The organism is Polynucleobacter sp. MWH-UH2A (assembly GCF_018687195.1).
Lineage (GTDB): Bacteria > Pseudomonadota > Gammaproteobacteria > Burkholderiales > Burkholderiaceae > Polynucleobacter.
Genome location: NZ_CP061321.1, coordinates 1,973,034 through 1,992,473 on the forward strand (window position 1 = coordinate 1,973,034; position 19,440 = coordinate 1,992,473).

Here is a 19,440-nt window from a genome sequence, read left to right on the forward strand (position 1 = left end):
TCTTTCTTAACTCTTTTTAGCTCAGCTTTTTGCGCAGCAACTCATTTACCTGGCCAGGATTGGCCTTGCCCTGCGAGGCTTTCATAATCTGACCCACCAATGCATTAAAGGCCTTCTCTTTCCCAGAGCGGAACTCTTCAACTGACTTTTGATTGGCTGCCAACACTTGATCAATAATGGCCTCTAGTGCACCGCTATCGCTGATTTGTTTGAGGCCTTTTGCATCAATAATTTGATCAACTGTGCTGATCGAGTTACCTGCAATCGCATCATCCCAAAGGACTGCAAAAATATCCTTTGCAATCTTATTGGAAATCGTGCCATCAGCAACACGAGTCAATAGCGGCGCCAAATGCTCAGCCTTTAATGGCGCATCAGCAATCGCAATGCCGGCTCGATTAATAGCAGAAGCAAATTCCCCTGCAATTAAATTTGCTGCGGCTTTTGCCAATGACTTACCAACAGCTACCACCAACTCTTCAAAAACTTTAGCCGTATCGCGATCTTGGCTTAGTAGCTGCACATCGTAGGCACTTAGTCCGTAATCAGCTTGCCATTGGGCGCGCAGATCGGCAGGCAATGCAGGCATTGTGCTGCGCACCTGAGCAATCCAAGCATCATCAATCACTACTGGCAATAAATCAGGATCAGGGAAATACCGGTAATCATTCGCATCTTCTTTGCTGCGCATGCTACGAGTTTCACCACGATCGGGATCGTATAAACGCGTTTCTTGAACAACTGTACCGCCATCTTCAATCAACTCAATTTGACGACGTACTTCATACTGAATCGCTTCTTCCAAGAAGCGAAAGGAGTTCAAGTTTTTAATCTCGCAACGCGTACCAAATTCAACTTGCCCCTTTGGGCGCACTGATACGTTGGCGTCGCAACGGAAAGATCCTTCTTGCATATTGCCGTCACAAACACCCAACCAGACAACCAAGCCATGCAAAGCCTTGGCATAAGCCACTGCTTCAGCGGCACTTCGCATCACGGGCTCGGTCACAATCTCCAAAAGTGGGGTGCCAGCACGATTTAGGTCAATACCACTCGAAGGCTCGCCATGTGGGCCAATGAAACCTTCCTCATGAACAGATTTGCCAGCATCCTCTTCCATATGGGCGCGGGTAAGCTCCACCGTCTTGACTTCATCGCCCACCAAAATCTCAATTTTCCCGCCGATGACTACTGGAATTTCAAACTGACTAATTTGATAGCCCTTGGGTAGATCAGGATAAAAATAATTCTTACGGGCAAAAATACTTGCCGGTGAAATGGTTGCGCCTACTGCCAATCCAAAACGAATCGCATGCTCAACCGCTTCTCGGTTGAGAACTGGCAATACGCCAGGCAAAGCCAAATCCACTGCACATGCTTGCGTATTTGGCGCAGCGCCAAAACGAGTACTAGCACCGCTAAAAATTTTCGATTGGGTTTGTAACTGCGCGTGTGTTTCTAAACCAATAACGACTTCCCATTGCATCATGCCACCTCGCTTGCTTGACGCAAATGCCAATCACTGGCTTGCTGATACTGATGAGCGATTTGCAATAGACGCGCTTCAGAAAAATAATTACCGATTAACTGCATTCCAATGGGTAAATTGTTTTCGTTAAATCCGCATGGAGCACTCATTGCAGGCAACCCAGCGAGATTGGTAGATAGCGTGTAAATATCTTCAAGATACATTTGCACTGGATCTTTTGACTTCTCACCCAAACGCCATGCCACATCTGGCGCTACAGGGCCTAAGATGACATCACACTCTTTGAACGCGGCCTGAAAATCTGAAGCAATAATGCGACGAATTTTTTGGGCTTGCAAATAATAAGCGTCGTAATAACCATGACAAAGAACGTAAGTTCCAATCAAGATACGACGCCTCACTTCCGCACCGAATCCTTCAGTGCGCGACTTCTGATACATATCGCCAAGATCTTTGTATTCGCCAGCGCGATGCCCATAGCGAACACCGTCGAAGCGACTCAAATTGCTCGATGCTTCCGCTGGTGCCAATACGTAATAGACCGGTATCGATAATTTCGTTTTCGGTAGACTGACTTCAACTAATTTAGCGCCCAAGCTTTCCAACTGTTTTGCTGCTTCGTTTACTGACTTTGCAACATCTGCAGATAAGCCCTCAGCAAAAAACTCTTTTGGCAAACCCACTCTTAAACCATCTAAAGGTTTTGCAGGATTTGCATTTCCTTCTTGCCAAGCTTGATTGAGATAACGACCATAATCTTCGCCTGAATCAGACAAAGAAGTGGAATCCCGCGAATCATGTGAAGACATTGCCGTCAGCAGTAATGCGCAATCTTCAGCCGTCTTGCCCATTGGACCAGCCTGATCTAAAGAAGATGCGTAAGCAATCATGCCGTAGCGAGAAACGCGCCCATAAGTAGGCTTAATTCCTGTTAAGCCACAAAATGCAGCCGGCTGACGGATAGAGCCGCCCGTATCGGTACCAGTTGCTATCGGGGCTAAACCTGCAGCAACTGCAGCAGCTGATCCACCAGATGAGCCGCCAGCAACACAGGATGCATTCCAAGGATTAAGCGCCGGCCCAAAGGCTGAATTCTCATTCGATGAACCCATCGCAAACTCATCCATATTGGTTTTGCCTAAACAAACCATTCCGGCGCCATTCGGGTTATTTGCATCTGGGATTCCTAAATTAGCAACCACCGTGGCATCAAAAGGGCTTTGGTAACCAGCCAAGATTTTGGAGGCGGCAGTGGTCTTCCACCCGCGAGTGACAAAGACATCCTTATGCGCAATTGGAATGCCGGTCAACCTACCTGATTTACCTGCTGAAATAAGTGAGTCCGCCTTATTTGCTTGGTCTAAACTTAAGTGAGTATTCACATCAATGAATGCATTCCACCGCTTTTCAGACTCAATTCGATCTAAAAAGTACTGGGTTAGCTCTTTGCTGGAGACCTCTTTAGCGGCCAGTGCTTTTGCCATTAAGGCAACGGAAGTGTTGTGCCAGCTCATTCAATCACCTTGGGAACCAAGAAGTAGCCATCCTGCTGAGCGGGCGCAGATTGCATGTTTTCCGAACGCTGATCTGACTCTGTAACTTGGTCGGCACGCAATGGTTGAGCCAATTCGCGCAAAAACAAAATGGGGTGGGCAAGCGGTTCGAGACCCTTGGTATCGACCGCCTGCATTTCCTCAACAAGAGAAAAAACAGCCTGCAATTGAGGCAAAACCGCTTCAGCTTCGGCTTGACTTAACTCAAGCCTGGAAAGGTGCGCTATGCGCTGAACATCATCAAGTTTCATGGGGCGCTAGAGTATCATTACTAAATATTTTTATTAACACATTCTATTTTCCCACTACATCATGTTTGGTTTTTTCCGCAGCTACTTTTCCAACGACCTAGCCATCGACCTTGGTACCGCCAACACCTTAATTTATATGCGTGAGCGGGGAATTGTCCTTGATGAGCCATCAGTTGTTGCAATCCGTCAAGAGGGTGGTCCAAACGGCAAAAAAACCATTTTAGCTGTCGGCAAAGAGGCAAAAGCGATGTTGGGACGCGTTCCAGGGAACATTGAAGCAATTCGTCCCATGAAAGACGGAGTCATTGCTGACTTCACTATTACAGAGCAAATGCTTAAGCAATTTATCAAACTCGTGCATGAGAGCAAACTTCTAAAACCAAGCCCTCGAATCATCATTTGCGTACCCTGTGGATCAACTCAGGTTGAGCGTCGCGCTATTCGTGAATCCGCATTGGGTGCAGGCGCCTCACAAGTGTTCCTAATTGAAGAGCCAATGGCCGCTGCAATTGGCTCAGGCCTGCCTGTATCAGAAGCGGCGGGCTCAATGGTTGTTGACATTGGCGGCGGCACAACAGAGGTTGGCATGATGTCATTAGGTGGCATGGTTTACAAAGGCTCTGTTCGCGTAGGTGGGGACAAATTTGATGAGGCCATTACAAACTATATTCGTCGTAACTATGGAATGCTCATTGGCGAGCAAACTGCCGAACTTATTAAAAAGACTATTGGCTCTGCCTTCCCCGGCGCAGAAGTGCGTGAAATGGAAGTAAAAGGACGCAATCTGTCAGAAGGCATCCCCCGTAGCTTCACGGTAACCAGTAATGAAATTTTGGAAGCATTAACGGATCCACTCAATCAAATTGTTACCGCAGTAAAAGCCGCCTTAGAACAAATTCCACCGGAGCTGGCATCAGATATCGCTGAACGTGGCATGATGCTCACGGGCGGTGGCGCATTGTTGCGAGACTTAGATCGTCTCTTATTGGAAGAGACGGGCTTACCAATTCATGTGGCTGAAGATCCATTGACTTGCGTCGCTCGTGGTTGCGGAATCGCACTTGAGCGCATGGATAAGTTAGGTGGCGTGTTCTCACACGAATAAACGACACACTCGTAGCCCAAGGAATTGCAACATAGCGCTCCACCACTTTTCAGACAGGGCATCCCAGCCTTACTTAAGCTGATTGTCTGTCTGTCAATCAGCATTGCCCTGATGCTGATTGATTTTCGCTTTAAAGCACTTGATCCAATCCGCAATTATGTAAATTGGATTTTGCGTCCACTTGAGTATGTCATGATGGCGCCACGTAACGCCTTTAAAAATACCTCAGAATATTTCACAACGCGCTCTACCTTAGATAAAGAGAATCAGGCAATAAAGACTCGCCTAGCAGAGCTCTCGCTACTAGCAAATCAATCAGAATTTCTAATGATTGAAAATCAGAATTTGCGCGAACTGATGGCACTGCAAAAGCAAGTTTCTTTTAAAACCTTATCCGTTGAAATTCTGTTTAATCCACCCAACCATATTTCTCAACGAATTGTGATTAATCGTGGGAGCAATGATGGTTTAAAGCTCGGGAACCCAATTGCCAACGATGTCGGCATTCTTGGTCAGGTGGTGCGTCTTTATGAGCGCTCTGCAGAAGTATCTCTTTTAGAAGATCGTGACTTTGCAGTTCCAGTACAAGTTGCCCGCAACGGGCTTAGGGCTGCTGTTTTTGGCGTTGGGCGTGGAAACCCATTAGAGCTACGCTATCTTCCCGTAGCTAGCGACCTAGAGGTTGGCGACATCTTGCTGACCTCAGGAATTGATGGCGTCTATCCTCCAGGATTTGCAGTTGCAGTCATCAGCAAAATAGAGCGTAACGCAGATAAAAACTCTTCTAATGTATTTTGCGAGCCGATTGCAGCAGTCAATCGCTATCGCCAGGCCTTGGCCATTTTGTACGATCCACAATTTGACGCTAAAGCGCCCACCAACAACCAGCCGGCCACTGGACCCCAAAATAACACCCCTGGTCGGCGACAAACCCGCGCAAGAGGCATGCAATGATCGATTTTCAAAGCGGCTATATCTTGCGACCGGTAAATCCAGCATTTATTTACTTCAGCCTATTTTGCGCATTACTACTTAATCTATTGCCAATCGGCAATTACAGTTGGGCGCCGGATTGGCTAATCCTGTGCATTGTGTTTTGGAATATCCACCAACACCGCTATGTTGATGTTGTTTGGGCTTTTATTTTGGGCCTATTTATGGATGTACACAATTCCGATCTTTTGGGATTGCACGCGTTTAGCTACTCTTTGGTGGCTTACATTGCAATCTCTTGGCATCGACGCATTATTGCTTTAACTGTTTTATCGCAAGCCTTGCACCTCATACCCATATTTTTATTGGTCTCCCTGTTTCCCGCGTTGGCACACTGGTTGCTTAGTGGCGAACTTTACTGGTGGGCATTGACGGGCTCTATACAAGCATTAATAGAAGCAGCGCTCTGGCCATTTGTAACGCGAACTTTGTTAGCGCCACAACGTCGTCCAATTGACGTTGACTACAATCGTCCGCTTTAAAAAGTTACATGGTTTCTTTTAAAAAACCCAACCTAGATTCTTTCCAGGAACGCATTCACATTGCGACCTTGTTTATTACCGTCTGCTTTTTACTTTTAATTACGCGCCTAGTTTGGCTACAGCTAATTAGCCATGGAAAATATTCTCTTCTTGCGGAAAGCAATCGTATTGCACTTGTGCCAGCACCAGCCAATCGAGGATTGATTATCGATCGGAATGGCATTGTGATTGGCCGAAATTATTCCGCCTTAACGCTCGACATCAATGCAGAGGAAGCAAAAGACAATATAGACAAACTGATAAATGAGCTCTCCGAAATTATTGACATCTCCCCAAGAGATCGCCGAAATTTCAAACGCTCTCTGGAAGATTCGCGCAATATGGGCACAATTCCATTGCGCTCCATGCTAAATGAAGCTGAAACAGCGCGTTTTATGGCAAATCGTTACCGCTTTCCTGGTGTTGAGATTCGCGCAAGAAATTTTCGCGAATATCCATATAACGAATTAGCTTCTCATTTAGTTGGCTACATCGGTCGAGTTTCACAGCGCGATAAAGAGCGCATGCAGGCTGAAATTGAGAACTCTAAAGCAGATGATTTGGATGCTTTACAAACCTCATTTTTACCGGGCATCCAATATGTAGGAAAAATTGGTCTAGAGCAAAGTTATGAGAGCATTTTACGTGGCGTGCCTGGATATGACCAAGTTGAAATTACCGCCGGCGGCAAACCTGTTCGCACACTCTCAAGCTCCCCCTCGTCCCCAGGGAAAAATATTGTACTGTCGGTTGATGTCAAGCTGCAGTATTTAGTTGAAGAGCTTTATGGAAACTTTCGAGGTGCCTTTGTTGCGATCGAACCAGAAACCGGCGATGTATTGGCATTTGTTTCTAAACCAAATTTTAATCCCAACGATTTTGTCGAAGGCATTGATTCGGTGACATGGAAAGAATTGAATGACTCACCACAAAAACCTTTATATAACAGGCCACTCAAAGGCATCTATCCGCCTGGGTCAACCTATAAGCCATTTATGGCTCTAGCCGCACTAGAAAACAAGAAGCGCACGCCATCACAAACCATATCTGACCCTGGATATTTTGATTTTGGCAATCATACCTTCCGAGATGACAAAAAAGGTGGGCATGGAATTGTGGACATGCAAAAGTCTATCGTTGAATCTTGCGATACCTACTACTACATGCTTGCCCGTGATATGGGAGTAAACATGATGCATGACTTCATGAAACCCCTGGGCTTTGGTCAAATTACCGGCATTGATTTACAAGGAGAGTCAAAAGGTGTGCTCCCCTCCACAGATTGGAAAAAGACAGCCTTCAAAAAACCGGAGCAACAAAAATGGTACGAAGGGGAAACTATTTCGCTTGGCATTGGTCAAGGATATAACTCATTCACCATTCTGCAACTTGCTCATGCAATGGCGAACTTAGCCAACAATGGCATTGTGATGAAGCCCCACCTTGTAAAAGCTATCGAAGATCCATTTACACGCAATCGCATACTCACAACACCAAAGGAAAGCTATCGCATTGACTTAAACCCAGAAAATATTGAGATTATTAAAAAAGCGATGATTGAAGTAAACATTTCTGGCACCTCTGCCGCGGCATTTAGAGGCGCAGGATACATTGCAGGCGGCAAAACAGGCACGGCTCAAGTATTTAGCTTGAACTCAAAAGATTACAAACATGGGGCAACCGCAGAATTCTTGCGAGACCATGCGCTCTACATTGCTTTTGCTCCGGCGGATAAGCCCACCATTGTGATTGCTATGGTGGTTGAGAATGCAGGATTTGGCGCGCAATATGCAGCCCCCATCGCCCGAAAAGCACTGGATTACTACATCGAGGGAAAGTGGCCCAAGGAGGTTCCTGAATGGAAAAGAGCCCCGTAAAAAGAATCCAGATGCTCTTGTTTAGTTTTTTTGCTGGCTTAGATCGCCAGCTTGGCTTTATTTTGCTTGGCTTATCAGCCGTTGGCTTTTTTACATTTTTATCTGCCAGCCAAAATACGCCTGTGCAAATTGCAGATGAACTTCGTAATCTTGCATTGTCATTTGCAGTTATGTGGCTAGCCTCTCGCATCCCACCAAAGTGGCTAGAAATCAGCGCTGCATGGATTTACGGCCTTGGTATTGTGCTCTTGGTTGCTGTTGCAGTCTTTGGCTTAATCAAAAAAGGAGCGCGACGATGGCTCAATATTGGCGTCGTGATTCAACCCTCTGAAATTATGAAAATTGCAATGCCACTGATGTTGGCGTGGTACTTTCAAAAACGAGAAGGCATTCAAAAAGTATGGGATTACGCTGTTGCAATGATTATTTTGGCGATCCCCGTTTTTCTCATTGCACGTCAACCTGATCTCGGAACCGCATTGCTAGTTTTTGCAGCCGGACTTTATGTCATTATTTTGGCGGGCCTGCCTTGGAAGTGGATACTGCCATTTGTAGCGGTTGGGGCCATTGGCATTTTCTTAATTATTATTTTTGGCGGCACGATTTGTGCGCATGATATTGCATGGCCTTTTGTACACAATTATCAAAAGCATCGCATTTGCACTCTTTTGGATCCTAGTAGCGACCCTCTAGGCAAAGGCTTTCACACCATTCAGTCTATGATTGCTATCGGCTCAGGCGGCTTTTTTGGCAAAGGCTGGTTTCAGGGCACACAAGCACATCTAGAATTTATTCCGGAAAAACATACTGACTTTGTTTTTGCTGTTTTCTCTGAAGAATTTGGCTTGCTTGGCAACCTAGTATTGATTGCCCTCTTCTTTGCATTAATCAAGCGCGGCCTCACTATTTCAGCAAGTGCGCCAAATTTATTTACGCGCCTGCTTGGTGCTGCAGTAACACTAATCTTTTTTACTTATGCGTTTGTGAATATTGGCATGGTTAGTGGACTTCTTCCCGTGGTTGGCGTGCCTCTACCGTTTATTAGCTATGGAGGAACTGCATTAGTAACCCTAGGGTTTGGGGCCGGCATTTTGATGAGCATTCATCGACACCGTCGGTTAGTACAAAGCTAGCGCAAAATAATCTAAGCCTTTTTTGTTCATGGGTTTCTCATTTATTTTAGGTTAATAAAAAAGCCCGGCATGCCGGGCTTTTTTATTAACAATGAATAATTACTTCTTACGCTTGTTAACTGAATCTTTAAACGCTTTACCAGCAGAAAACTTAACAGTTTTTGCAGCAGCAATTTTCAGAGGCTCACCAGTTTTTGGGTTACGGCCCATACGCGCTGCACGCTTGCCTGAGGCAAAAGTACCAAAACCGATCAGCTGTACTGAATCGCCTTTAGTAACGGCTTTAATAATGTTCTCAATTGCAGAATTCAATGCAAATTCAGCCTTGGCTTTAGAGATCTCCGCGTCGTCAGCAATCGCTGCGATTAATTCGGCTTTGTTCAAATGAAGCTCCTTATAGATAGTGATGTCGGCGCATATTGCGCTTCCATGATTTTAACCACAAAAAATTATAAAAATAAAGCTTCGCGACAACAATTTTGAAACTACCGCAAATTAATCATTTAATACTTCTACGCCGGAAACAAAGTATTCCGTCTCCCCAAAACAAGTTGTCGGCAAGCCAATGTGTTGATCATATTTTAGCGCCACTTTTTTTCCTAAATTAGTATTTATTTTTTGCGCCACACTATCATCTCGCACCGTGAAGAGGAATTTTTCAGACATCGTTCCCGGCATCGAAACCATCGCTAACTCCCCCTCCCACGTCTTGCAAACATATCCGCGTTTAGAAAATTTCTGCACGTAACCAGCCCTTTCTCCACTACCGTAGCTCCAAGTGAGCATCAACCAGGTGTAAGCTGAAATCCCCACTAAGCCAATTAAAACAAGGCTTAAGAACCATTTTGTAAACCTATTCATGCGGTGTTCTCCATTTATATCCACATTAACCCTAACTGGGTAACTCTCTTGATTTACGTCAAGTATAGGTGCCTATAAGAACAAGAAATAGTCCGCCAAACCATTAGTTCCAAATTAAAATTGATCCATCACCTTACTTGGCACAAGCAATGCAAGCTCGTCACATTATTTTTTTTATATTCGTAGCATCGGCAATTTATGTGTATTTCAGGGGAAAAGTTCGCTTTGGCGTTGTGAGATCGCTGACGGATTACCAGGTACTTTTGGCCCCCATAAATGCCCTACTGTATTTATTCTCTAAAGTAAAAGCAAGCGCTTTTATTCCGGTAAGCCAATTTCCTGAAATGAAACCCCTGCAAGATAATTGGGAATTTATTCGTCAAGAAGCGCTTTCCTTAAATGCCGATGGTGCAATTGCTGCTGCTACTGGTTATAACGATATCGGTTTTAACTCCTTCTTTAGGACTGGTTGGAAACGCTTCCACCTGTATTGGTATGGCAAAGATTTGCCCTCTGCCCAAACAAGCTGCCCCAAAACCGTTGCTTTACTGAAATCAATACCTTCGATTAAGGCCGCTATGTTTGCTTCGCTGCCACCAGGAGCAACGCTGGTACGACACCGTGATCCCTATGCTGGATCACTGCGCTATCACATTGGCTTGGTAACACCAAATGACCCCAAATGTTTTATCGATGTAGATGGGGAGCGATACTTTTGGAAAGACGGTGAGCCTGTGATGTTTGATGAAACATTTATTCATTACGCTGCCAACGAAACAGATCACCAGAGAATTGTATTGTTTTGCGACGTTGAAAGACCCGTTCATACAAAAGTGGTGCAGTTGTTTAATCGCTGGTTTGGACGCTACATTATGAGTGCTGCTGCCTCACAAAATGTACCAGGCGAAAAAGTTGGATTTGTTAATGTTTTATTTACTTACTTTTACCACCTTCGCGCACAAGCAAAAAAACTAAAAGCCAAGCACCGCTCGATTTATTACATTGGCAAATGGGTGCTGATTTTGGGAATCTTGTGGGCAATTTTTTGGTAGTCGTAAATCGGCAGCTCAAATATTACTCTGGCATTAGTGTTTGAATAATTTGTTCAACACCAATATCACCCTGAACTTCAATTCGTTTTTTGCGGCTATTTTGCCCAGAAATAAATTGAATCTGTTTTTGCGGTACCTTTAACTGCTTAGACAGCCATGCAACTAACAATGCATTTGCTTTATTTTCAAGCGGCGGGGCTTGTAAGGCAATTTTGAGGCAATCGTCATGCAAGCCCACAACCTTGGTCTGCTTGGCTCCTGGCTGGCAGTGCAGACTAAGCGTAATTCCAGAAGGGGTTTGTTTTAACCAAATCGGCATCATTAAAGTACTTTAAACTTAAACCCATGCCATACAAAAATTCTCAAGCTTTGGATCATCTCTTTGCAAGCAATCGCCAATGGGCCGAAGGCATGGTTGCTAAGGACCCGGATTTCTTTAAAAGACTATTAAGTCAGCAGGCCCCTGAATATCTTTGGATTGGTTGTGCTGATAGTAGGGTGCCCGCAAATGAAATCGTCGACTTGTTGCCTGGCGAACTGTTTGTTCATCGCAACGTAGCCAACGTGGTTGTACACACCGACCTCAATTGCTTATCGGTTATTCAATTTGCAATTGACCTTTTAAAGGTCAAACATATTTTGGTGGTTGGGCACTACGGCTGTGCTGGTGTTCATGCCGCTCTGAGCGACAAAAGAGTAGGTCTTGCCGATAATTGGTTGCGCCATGTAAAAGATGTTCATCAAAAACACGAGCGCTATCTTGGTGAAGTTTTGCCAACTCCCAAACGTCAAGATCGTTTATGCGAACTGAATGTCATCGAACAAGTAGTGAACGTCTGTGAAACTACCATTGTGCAAGATGCCTGGTCTCGCGGCCAAGACTTGACAGTTCATGGCTGGGCTTATCGCTTGGATACCGGCCTAGTTAACGACCTTGGCATGTCTTGCAGCTCAACTGAAGAAATGTTGGATCGTTACACAAAATCAATCAAGCGTTACGAGTCAGAGTAAGAGTTAGTGTTAAACGCTTTTACAAATCATGCAAGCATTGCATGCTTGAAGCTACTGTCAATACTTCCTTATAGAGTGCTGGTATCGATTGGCTATGGACTTGGATATATTGCAGCCAACATTCCAAGCGATCGCAATCGCGTAATCAAAATTAATTTGAAATTATGCTTTCCCGATCTTTGCGAAACGCAGATCAATCTATTGAGAAAAGAGCATTGGCGCTTATTGGGTCGAAGCCTAGTAGAAAAAAGTATTATTTGGCTAGGTAGCGAAAAACAGCTTTCGAAATTGATTGAAGTGCAATCATCTGTTGATTTGACAAGCCGCAAACCTCGCATTTTGGTGAATATGCACTTTACAGGGATTGAGGGGGCCATTATTTTGAGTGCGCTAGCAAAGCGCATGAATTGGCCAAGAACCTCAGGATTTTTTCAAAGAATGAAGAATCCCTTCTTCAATCAAAAAATCATTGAATGGCGTAATCGATTTGGAGGTAATTCCATTGATCGACAAGGAAATACTAAGGCGATTATTCGCGAAATTCGTAATGGTGACTGCATTATTGTGGCGCCAGATATAGACCTAGGACTCAAGGACTCTGAGTTTGTGCCCTTCTTTGGCATTGAAACAAATACGATTACCACTGTTTCTCGCCTAGCAAACATTACTGGCGCTGAAGTTTGTTTAATGACAACTACCCTGAATCAGGATAGGTCTAGATATCTGTGCAAAATTGGTGAGCCATTGAAGGACTTTCCCACTGCCGACCATAAAGCAGATACAGCACGTTTAAATCAGTATTTCGAAGATGAAATTCGTCTACGGCCTGCTGAATATTACTGGGTTCACAAGCGATTCAAAAATCGCCCAAATCACGAAACAAATCCCTACAACCCTTCTAAGTAAAGGACTTTTGTCCTATCATTAGAAGATGACTGAGCGCATTGGGCTGTTCGCCGATCTTCACAGCAATTTAGAGGCTTTTGAGGCCTGCATGACCAAAGCTGAAGAGCTCGGGGTCACTCGCATGGTTTTTCTAGGCGATCTTGTTGGCTACAACGCAGACCCAATTGCGGTCATTGAAAGAATTGCTGAACTAGTCGACTCTAAAAGGGCATTGGCAATTCTTGGTAATCATGATGAAGCGATATTCAAAGATAGTCGCAATCACATGAACGCCAGCGCCAATGCTGCGATTGAATGGACCAAGAGCAAACTTAGCAATGCTCATGTGCAGTTCCTAAAAGATCTTCCGTTGATTGTTAATGAAGAAAAAATTTGCTTTGTGCATGCTTCTGCACACAACCCATCAGACTGGAACTACGTTACCGATAGCATGAGTGCCTGGCGATGTGCTCAGAGCTCTGGCAAAAGCTATACCTTTGTAGGTCATGCTCATGAGCAAGCGCTGTTTTATCAAAGTGCTGTTGGCAAGCTCATTCGCTTTGCGCCACATCCTGGGGATGACATTCCCGTTTTACAGCATCGTCAGTGGGTTGGTGTTGTTGGCTCTCTTGGGCAACCTAGGGATGGAAATCCTGAGGCTTGTTTTGCAGTTTTTGAGCCAGAAACAGAAGTGCTGACTTTTCATCGCACTGCTTATGACCACTTTACAGCTGCCGATAAAGTCCGACGCGCGGGACTTCCCGAGGATTTGGCCAATCGCTTAATTACGGGCAAATAAGCTATGCCCATTAATACTGAAATTGAAGCGGTAGACGATATCTTCCAAGAAGGCAAAGTCGTTGATGGTTTTGTTCTTGGGCAAGAGGTGCATCGCGGTGGCATGGCAAGTCTTTTCTCGGCAACCAAAGAAGGAATTGACGTTCCAATTCTATTGAAAATCCCAAGGGTTGGTAGAGATCAACCCGTAGAAAGTCTGATTGGTTTTGAAACAGAGCTCACTATTTTGCGCTCCTTAAAAAGCCCGTATGTGCCTAAATTTTTAGGCGCTGGCAATATGGCAACAAGGCCATATATTGCAATGGAAAGAGTGGAAGGAAGGCCGCTCGAAGACTTAATTAAAGAGGGTAAAGAATTTTCAATTGATGAGGTTGTTCGCATCGGGGCTGACCTTGCGCAAGCAGTTCAATCACTACATTCTCAGGATGCGATTCATTTAGATATCAAACCAGAAAATATTCTGATTGATGACAAAGGCAAACTAACGCTAATTGATTTCGGCCTCTCTCATCACGATCGCTTTCCAGATTTACTAGCTGAAGAGATGCGCAAGGGCGTTGGCTCCGCCCCCTATATTTCTCCCGAACAAGTGGCTGGCATACGGACAGACTCGCGCAGCGATATCTATTCGATTGGTGCCATCATGTATGAACTCCTGACTGGCGAACTTCCTTTCGGAAACCCTCAAACCATGACGGGTCTCAGAAGACGCATGTGGGCAGAACCATTTCCACCGCGCGCCATTCGCCGAGAAATTCCCCGTTGGCTGCAAGAAATCGTGCTTCGTTGCCTAGAGCCTCGCGCTGCAGATCGCTATCAAAGTGCTGCTCGCTTACGCCAAATGTTACGCGACCCCGAGGGCGTCACCCTAACCGAACGCGCAGATCGAGTTGAGCCGCCAAGTTTCTGGGAAAATCTAAAAGGGATGTTCAGAGCTGCAGGCTATGAGCCATCCCCAAGCCCCAAGCCGAGCATGGGAAATTATGATGCGCCTTTGATGATTGCGGCAATTGATACTCGTCAGTCCGATGAAAATTTGCGCGAAAGAATGCAAACTACTGCGAAGAATTTATTGCAAGCTTATCCAGAGAGCCGGCTTGTTTGTATCAGCACAATCGCAAGTACGCCTACCTATGAAGGTAAGCACGAAAGTGAGACTGCAAGCGGCATTGTTCGTGGACACTTAGTGCAATTGATGGATTGGGCAAAGCCACTCAAGCTACCGCCAGAACGAATCTCGTATCACGTACTTGAAGCGATGGACCCCGCATCACGCATTGTCGAATTCGCAAAAGACAATGATGCTTCGCTTATCTTGATCGGCGCATCACATAAACTGCCAAACAAGGTAACGCCCTGGCGAACCTCAATGACCAAGATTGTCGAAGAGGCGCCTTGTAGCGTTCATATCGTCAGAACTTAATCTATTGCGGTAAGCGCGGCAGGCGCTCAGCATTTGCCGGGATTGGGTGCCTTGCCATATTCATCTCCATCGCCAGAAAAGTGTAGTAACCCGATATTCCTGCTAAATCAATGACACCCTTTTTACCAAAGCGACTTTCTGTTTTTGCAAAAGTTGCATTAGAAACCTGTTTATTTTTTTGTAACTCTATCGTGAAGTCATAAACAATGGTCTCGTCTTCACTCATGCCCTCGGGCCTTCTTCCCTCTTTTAAGGCTTGTGCAATTTCAGGCTTTAGGCCGGCTTTAATAGCAATTGGGTAGTGCACATACCATTCGTAATCTTGCGACCACTCACGGGCTGTAATCAAAATAGCGAACTCACTTAATCGAGCATCAAATGCAGAGTTGTAGCGCAGGTAGTCTCCCATGGCGCGGGCATTATTCATCAGTTGCGGGCTGTACATCAGCATCGCAAAAGGGCCCCAAGGCGCCTTCTTACGAGCGAGCTCAAACTCCTGCGCAGCTTTTTGTTGCTCAACCGTATATTGCTCTGGAGGGATATCAGGAAGACGCGTTTGCGCAAACGCTCCATTCCAAAATACAAAGATGAGGGCAGCAAATAACAATCTCATAATCATCTTTGTTATGCCGATCACTTCATGGTTTCTTGCTTTTGATCCAAGATAATCTCTGGCTCTTGTGCCTCAACCCAATTGTCTTTATTGAGCACTTCGGTTAATTGTCGACTATCTAGTTCGCCTGTCCACTTTGCAACCACGATAGTGGCAACGCCATTTCCAACTAAGTTCGTTAAAGCGCGAGCCTCAGACATAAAACGATCAATTCCCAAAATAATTGCCAAGCCAGCAACAGGAACATTGCCCACAGCGGAGAGTGTTGCGGCCAAGACGATGAATCCGCTGCCCGTAATTCCTGCTGCACCTTTTGAGGTTAGCAACAGAACCAGCAATAGCGTTATTTGCTGCATGATTGTCATTGGAGTATCTGTTGCCTGAGCAATAAATACGGCAGCCATCGTTAAGTAAATCGAGGTGCCATCCAAATTGAACGAGTAACCCGTCGGGATCACCAAGCCCACGCAACTCTTTTTAGCGCCTAAGAGCTCCATTTTTTCCATCATGCGTGGCAAGACGGATTCGGAAGAAGAGGTTCCCAAAACAATTAAAAGCTCTTCTTTAATGTAACGAACAAACTTAAAAATGCTGAACCCGTTTAGACGAGCAATGATTCCCAAGACAATAAATACAAACAACAAGCAAGTTAAATAAAAAGAGCCCATTAACTTGCCCAATGAGAACAGGGAGCCCACTCCGTACTTGCCAATCGTGAATGCCATTGCACCAAACGCTCCAATTGGTGCAAATTTCATGATGATGCCGATGATGTCGAATAAGACATGCGAGAACTTTTCAATTAAATCAAATACCAAAGTTCCGCGGCCACCAAACCGATGTAAAGCAAATCCAAATAGAACCGCAATAAAAAGCACTTGCAAAATTTCGCCTTTGGCAAAGGCATCAACCGCTGTACTTGGAATAATGTTGAGCAAAAAATCAGTGGTGGTGCCCATTTTTCCTGGGCCGGTATAAGCGGCGATTCCTTTGGTATCCAGAGTAGTTGGGTCAATATTCATCCCTGCACCAGGTTGCAATACATTCACTACAACGAGGCCTACGATCAATGCAATCGTACTAACAATCTCGAAGTACAAAAGTGCAATACCACCAGTCTTACCAACCTTCTTCATATCTTCCATGCCGGCAATACCAACCACTACAGTACAGAAAATAATAGGAGCGATAAGCATCTTGATGCCCTTAATAAAGGCATCCCCAAAAGGCTTCATATCCGTTCCTAACGAAGGGTAAAAATGGCCAAGCAAAACGCCTAAAGCCACAGCCACAAGAACCTGAAAATAAAGAATTTTATAAATTGGTGGCTTCTTTAAGGTAACCGTCATGGCTCTTCCTTTATTCGTTAGTCTTGGGGCTTCTAGTGTAGCTAATCTCGAATGCTGCCTCGCATCAATACAGACGCCTCTTTATCGGATAATGTAGCCATGGAAGAAAAAGTACGCGTCTCTAAATTGCTGTCAGAACTTGGTTTGTGCTCTAGGCGCGAAGCTGACTCTTATATTGAGCAAGGACTGGTTACAGTCGATGGTGAAGTGGTCAATGAACTAGGCGTTCGCGCATATCGTCATCAGAAAATTGAGCTGCAATCTGGAGCCAAGGCGCAACAAGCATCTCGCATTACGGTCATTCTGAACAAGCCCGTTGGCTTTATATCTCATTACGATGACGAACAAGAATATCAACCTGCTGCATCTTTAATTACGCCTGAAAATTATTTTGCCAATCCACTCGATAAAAATCGAAGTCCTCGCTTTAACACCAAAGGTCTTGCGCCTGCAGGGCGCTTGGATATTGACTCTACGGGTTTACTCGTTCTAACTCAAGATGGTCGAATTGCCAAACTCCTCATTGGAGAGAACAGTCCAATTGAAAAAGAATATTTGGTGCGCGTGGAAGGCAGGCTTTCATATGAAGATTTGGATCGCCTAAAACATGGTCTCTCACTAGATGGTGTCGCACTCAAACCTGCTCAAGTCAGCTGGCAAAATGAGGATCAATTACGCTTCGTTTTACGAGAAGGTCGCAAACGTCAAATTCGTCGTATGTGTGAAATGGTGGGCTTAAGAGTACTTGGATTAAAACGTGTACGTATGGGGCGTATTTCTTTGGGCCCTCTACCGCCTGGCCAATGGCGCTATCTAAAGCCAGGAGAGCAATTCTAGAGGGGCTTGCCCGCTTATAATTGCCACCGAACTAGATCAATCAGCGCAGAATTACCATCGAAACCAATACCCACAGCACCCCCGCCGCAGAAGTACTTAGACGTCGCAGCTTTGCCATCATCTCTCACCCAGATGCAGGTAAAACAACGCTAACTGAGAAGCTATTGCTTTATGCGGGAGCGATTCAGATTGCTGGAAGCGTTAAGGCGCGTAAAGCCAGTAGGCACGCTACATCTGACTGGATGGAAATTGAAAAGCAGCGCGGCATCTCTGTAGCAAGCTCGGTGATGCAGATGGAATATCGCGACTGCATTATTAATCTTCTAGATACCCCAGGTCACCAAGACTTCTCTGAAGACACCTATAGAGTGCTTACAGCGGTTGACTCTGCCTTGATGGTAATCGATGCAGCGAATGGTGTGGAGTCACAAACATTACGCTTACTGGAAGTCTGTCGCGCACGCAACACGCCAATTGTTACCTTCATTAACAAAATGGATCGCGAAGTAAAGCCGCCGATGGAGTTAATGGATGAAATTGAATCCGCACTTGGCATTGAAGTTGTGCCATTTACCTGGCCTGTTGGTATGGGCAAATCGTTTGCCGGCGTGATTGATATTGCCAATAATCGCATGCGCATGTTCAAGGCTGGCGAAGACCGCGTCACCGAAGACTCTCATGCGGTGGTAGACATCAATGATCCAGCACTTAAAGAGCGCCTTGGTATCGATCTTGAAAATGCTTTGGGAGAAGTCGAGCTGATTAAAGAAGCGATGCCAGCATTTGATCGTGAGGCTTTCCTGGCAGGCCGCCAATCTCCCGTATTCTTTGGCTCCGCAATTAATAACTTTGGTGTGCGAGAAATTTTGAACACCCTGGTTGAGCTTGCCCCTTCTCCTGGTGGTCGCAAAGCACTTCAACGTGAAGTTAGTCCAGCAGAAAATAAATTCTCAGCAGTGGTTTTTAAGATTCAAGCAAACATGGATCCCGCTCATCGCGATCGCGTGGCGTTCTTGCGAATTTGCTCGGGTCATTTTGAGCGCGGCATGAAGCTGAAGATTTGTCGCAATGGAAAAGAAGTTCGCACTAACAATGCGCTTTCATTTTTATCGCAGCGGCGCGATATCTTAGATGAAGCCTTTCCAGGCGACATTATTGGCTTACCAAATCACGGCTTATTGCGCTTAGGCGATACGCTGACCGAGGGTGAACAACTGCAATTTACTGGGCTACCGTTCTTCGCCCCAGAAATTTTCCGACTAGTTGAATCAGCCGATCCATTACGCTCCAAGCAATTACGCACCGGACTCATGCAACTTGGCGAAGAAGGCGCTATCCAGGTATTTCGTCCGATGGCAGGGGGCATCATGTTGTTGGGCGCATTTGGACAGCTGCAATTTGAAGTGGTTAGCCACCGCCTCCAGACAGAGTACGGCGCTGAAGTTCGTCTACTACCAGCGCGTTATAGTCTTGCCCGTTGGGTCAGCTCTGATGATCCAGTGGCATTAAAAAAATTTACCCAAGAAAACATTCATCGCATGGCGGAAGATGTTGTTGGGGCGCCAGTATTTCTAGCGTCTCACAAGTCTGAGTTAGATGTGGCTCAACAACGTTGGGAATCGATTCAGTTCCACGCCTTAAGAGAACACGCCGGCCTCATTTATCAATCCGACTTAGCCGGCTAATCCA

General features: G+C 45.4%; 20 protein-coding genes. 12 read left to right on the plus strand and 8 right to left on the minus strand.

Translation table 11 applies throughout. From position 1 onward, the window contains the following. Positions 1-16: 16 nt before the first annotated feature. From gatB to gatC, 3 genes are read right to left on the minus strand one after another with little or no spacing between them, the layout of a single operon-like run. Positions 17-1,486 (minus strand): Asp-tRNA(Asn)/Glu-tRNA(Gln) amidotransferase subunit GatB, encoded by a 1,470-nt coding sequence (gatB, locus tag IC571_RS10200; RefSeq protein WP_215317907.1) that lies wholly within the window; start codon positions 1,484-1,486, stop codon positions 17-19. Beyond that, complete coding sequence (gene gatA / locus IC571_RS10205; protein WP_215316536.1) at positions 1,486-3,003, minus strand: Asp-tRNA(Asn)/Glu-tRNA(Gln) amidotransferase subunit GatA; 1,518 nt, start codon at positions 3,001-3,003, stop codon at positions 1,486-1,488. Before gatA ends, gatB begins: the two co-directional genes overlap by 1 nt. Next, positions 3,000-3,293, minus strand: a complete 294-nt coding sequence (gene gatC, locus IC571_RS10210; protein WP_215316538.1) for an Asp-tRNA(Asn)/Glu-tRNA(Gln) amidotransferase subunit GatC — start codon at positions 3,291-3,293, stop codon at positions 3,000-3,002. Before gatC ends, gatA begins: the two co-directional genes overlap by 4 nt. A 61-nt stretch (positions 3,294-3,354) precedes the next feature. On the opposite strand from gatC, the gene IC571_RS10215 reads away from it, so the two are divergent. Genes IC571_RS10215 through rodA form a run of 5 tightly spaced genes read left to right on the plus strand, consistent with a single transcriptional unit; the run spans position 3,355 to position 8,922 of the window. After that, positions 3,355-4,398, plus strand: a complete 1,044-nt coding sequence (locus tag IC571_RS10215) for a rod shape-determining protein (protein WP_215316540.1) — start codon at positions 3,355-3,357, stop codon at positions 4,396-4,398. 24 nt (positions 4,399-4,422) lie between these two features. Continuing rightward, on the plus strand, positions 4,423-5,352 hold the full coding sequence (mreC, locus tag IC571_RS10220) for a rod shape-determining protein MreC (RefSeq protein WP_215316542.1): 930 nt from the start codon (positions 4,423-4,425) through the stop codon (positions 5,350-5,352). Beyond that, a complete protein-coding gene (mreD, locus tag IC571_RS10225; protein ID WP_215316544.1) occupies positions 5,349-5,873 on the plus strand; it encodes a rod shape-determining protein MreD in 525 nt (174 codons plus the stop codon). The genes mreC and mreD overlap by 4 nt, the downstream gene beginning before the upstream one ends. Positions 5,874-5,881: 8 nt before the next feature. Next, the gene (gene mrdA / locus IC571_RS10230) at positions 5,882-7,789 is read left to right on the plus strand and encodes a penicillin-binding protein 2 (protein WP_215316546.1); all 1,908 of its coding nucleotides are present in this window, start codon (positions 5,882-5,884) and stop codon (positions 7,787-7,789) included. Further along, complete coding sequence (gene rodA / locus IC571_RS10235) at positions 7,771-8,922, plus strand: rod shape-determining protein RodA (protein WP_215316548.1); 1,152 nt, start codon at positions 7,771-7,773, stop codon at positions 8,920-8,922. The genes mrdA and rodA overlap by 19 nt, the downstream gene beginning before the upstream one ends. A gap of 99 nt (positions 8,923-9,021) precedes the next feature. Here rodA and IC571_RS10240 read toward each other — a convergent pair whose 3' ends face one another. Then, complete coding sequence (locus tag IC571_RS10240; protein WP_087908896.1) at positions 9,022-9,306, minus strand: HU family DNA-binding protein; 285 nt, start codon at positions 9,304-9,306, stop codon at positions 9,022-9,024. A gap of 111 nt (positions 9,307-9,417) precedes the next feature. After that, positions 9,418-9,783, minus strand: coding sequence for a hypothetical protein (locus IC571_RS10245; protein ID WP_215316550.1), 366 nt, complete (start codon positions 9,781-9,783; stop codon positions 9,418-9,420). A 149-nt stretch (positions 9,784-9,932) separates the two neighbouring features. Here IC571_RS10245 and IC571_RS10250 point away from each other — a divergent pair, with 149 nt between their 5' ends. Next, on the plus strand, positions 9,933-10,835 hold the full coding sequence (locus IC571_RS10250) for an aspartyl/asparaginyl beta-hydroxylase domain-containing protein (protein ID WP_215316552.1): 903 nt from the start codon (positions 9,933-9,935) through the stop codon (positions 10,833-10,835). Positions 10,836-10,857: 22 nt separating this feature from the next. Here IC571_RS10250 and IC571_RS10255 read toward each other — a convergent pair whose 3' ends face one another. Next, positions 10,858-11,157 (minus strand): DUF167 domain-containing protein, encoded by a 300-nt coding sequence (locus IC571_RS10255; RefSeq protein ID WP_215316554.1) that lies wholly within the window; start codon positions 11,155-11,157, stop codon positions 10,858-10,860. Positions 11,158-11,180: 23 nt separating this feature from the next. On the opposite strand from IC571_RS10255, the gene can reads away from it, so the two are divergent. Genes can through IC571_RS10275 form a run of 4 tightly spaced genes read left to right on the plus strand, consistent with a single transcriptional unit; the run spans position 11,181 to position 14,952 of the window. Beyond that, complete coding sequence (gene can, locus IC571_RS10260; RefSeq protein ID WP_215316556.1) at positions 11,181-11,846, plus strand: carbonate dehydratase; 666 nt, start codon at positions 11,181-11,183, stop codon at positions 11,844-11,846. 45 nt (positions 11,847-11,891) lie between these two features. Next, positions 11,892-12,752: a lipid A biosynthesis acyltransferase gene (locus IC571_RS10265; RefSeq protein WP_251373404.1), complete on the plus strand. Its 861-nt coding sequence runs from the start codon at positions 11,892-11,894 to the stop codon at positions 12,750-12,752. A gap of 25 nt (positions 12,753-12,777) precedes the next feature. Further along, positions 12,778-13,530 (plus strand): metallophosphoesterase, encoded by a 753-nt coding sequence (locus IC571_RS10270; protein WP_215316560.1) that lies wholly within the window; start codon positions 12,778-12,780, stop codon positions 13,528-13,530. A 3-nt stretch (positions 13,531-13,533) separates the two neighbouring features. Beyond that, complete coding sequence (locus IC571_RS10275; RefSeq protein ID WP_215316562.1) at positions 13,534-14,952, plus strand: protein kinase; 1,419 nt, start codon at positions 13,534-13,536, stop codon at positions 14,950-14,952. 1 nt (position 14,953) lies between these two features. Here the strand turns inward: IC571_RS10275 and IC571_RS10280 are convergent, their stop codons facing one another. Then, positions 14,954-15,565: a carboxymuconolactone decarboxylase family protein gene (locus IC571_RS10280; RefSeq protein WP_215316564.1), complete on the minus strand. Its 612-nt coding sequence runs from the start codon at positions 15,563-15,565 to the stop codon at positions 14,954-14,956. 20 nt (positions 15,566-15,585) lie between these two features. Beyond that, positions 15,586-16,914 carry a dicarboxylate/amino acid:cation symporter gene (locus IC571_RS10285; RefSeq protein WP_215316566.1) on the minus strand — a complete coding sequence of 443 codons (1,329 nt, stop codon included), beginning with the start codon at positions 16,912-16,914 and terminating at the stop codon, positions 15,586-15,588. Between the two features lie 99 nt (positions 16,915-17,013). Here IC571_RS10285 and IC571_RS10290 point away from each other — a divergent pair, with 99 nt between their 5' ends. Continuing rightward, entirely contained in the window at positions 17,014-17,751 is a 738-nt protein-coding gene (locus IC571_RS10290) for a pseudouridine synthase (protein ID WP_215317908.1), read from the plus strand. Between the two features lie 56 nt (positions 17,752-17,807). After that, positions 17,808-19,436 (plus strand): peptide chain release factor 3, encoded by a 1,629-nt coding sequence (locus tag IC571_RS10295; protein WP_215317909.1) that lies wholly within the window; start codon positions 17,808-17,810, stop codon positions 19,434-19,436. Positions 19,437-19,440 lie beyond the last annotated feature (4 nt).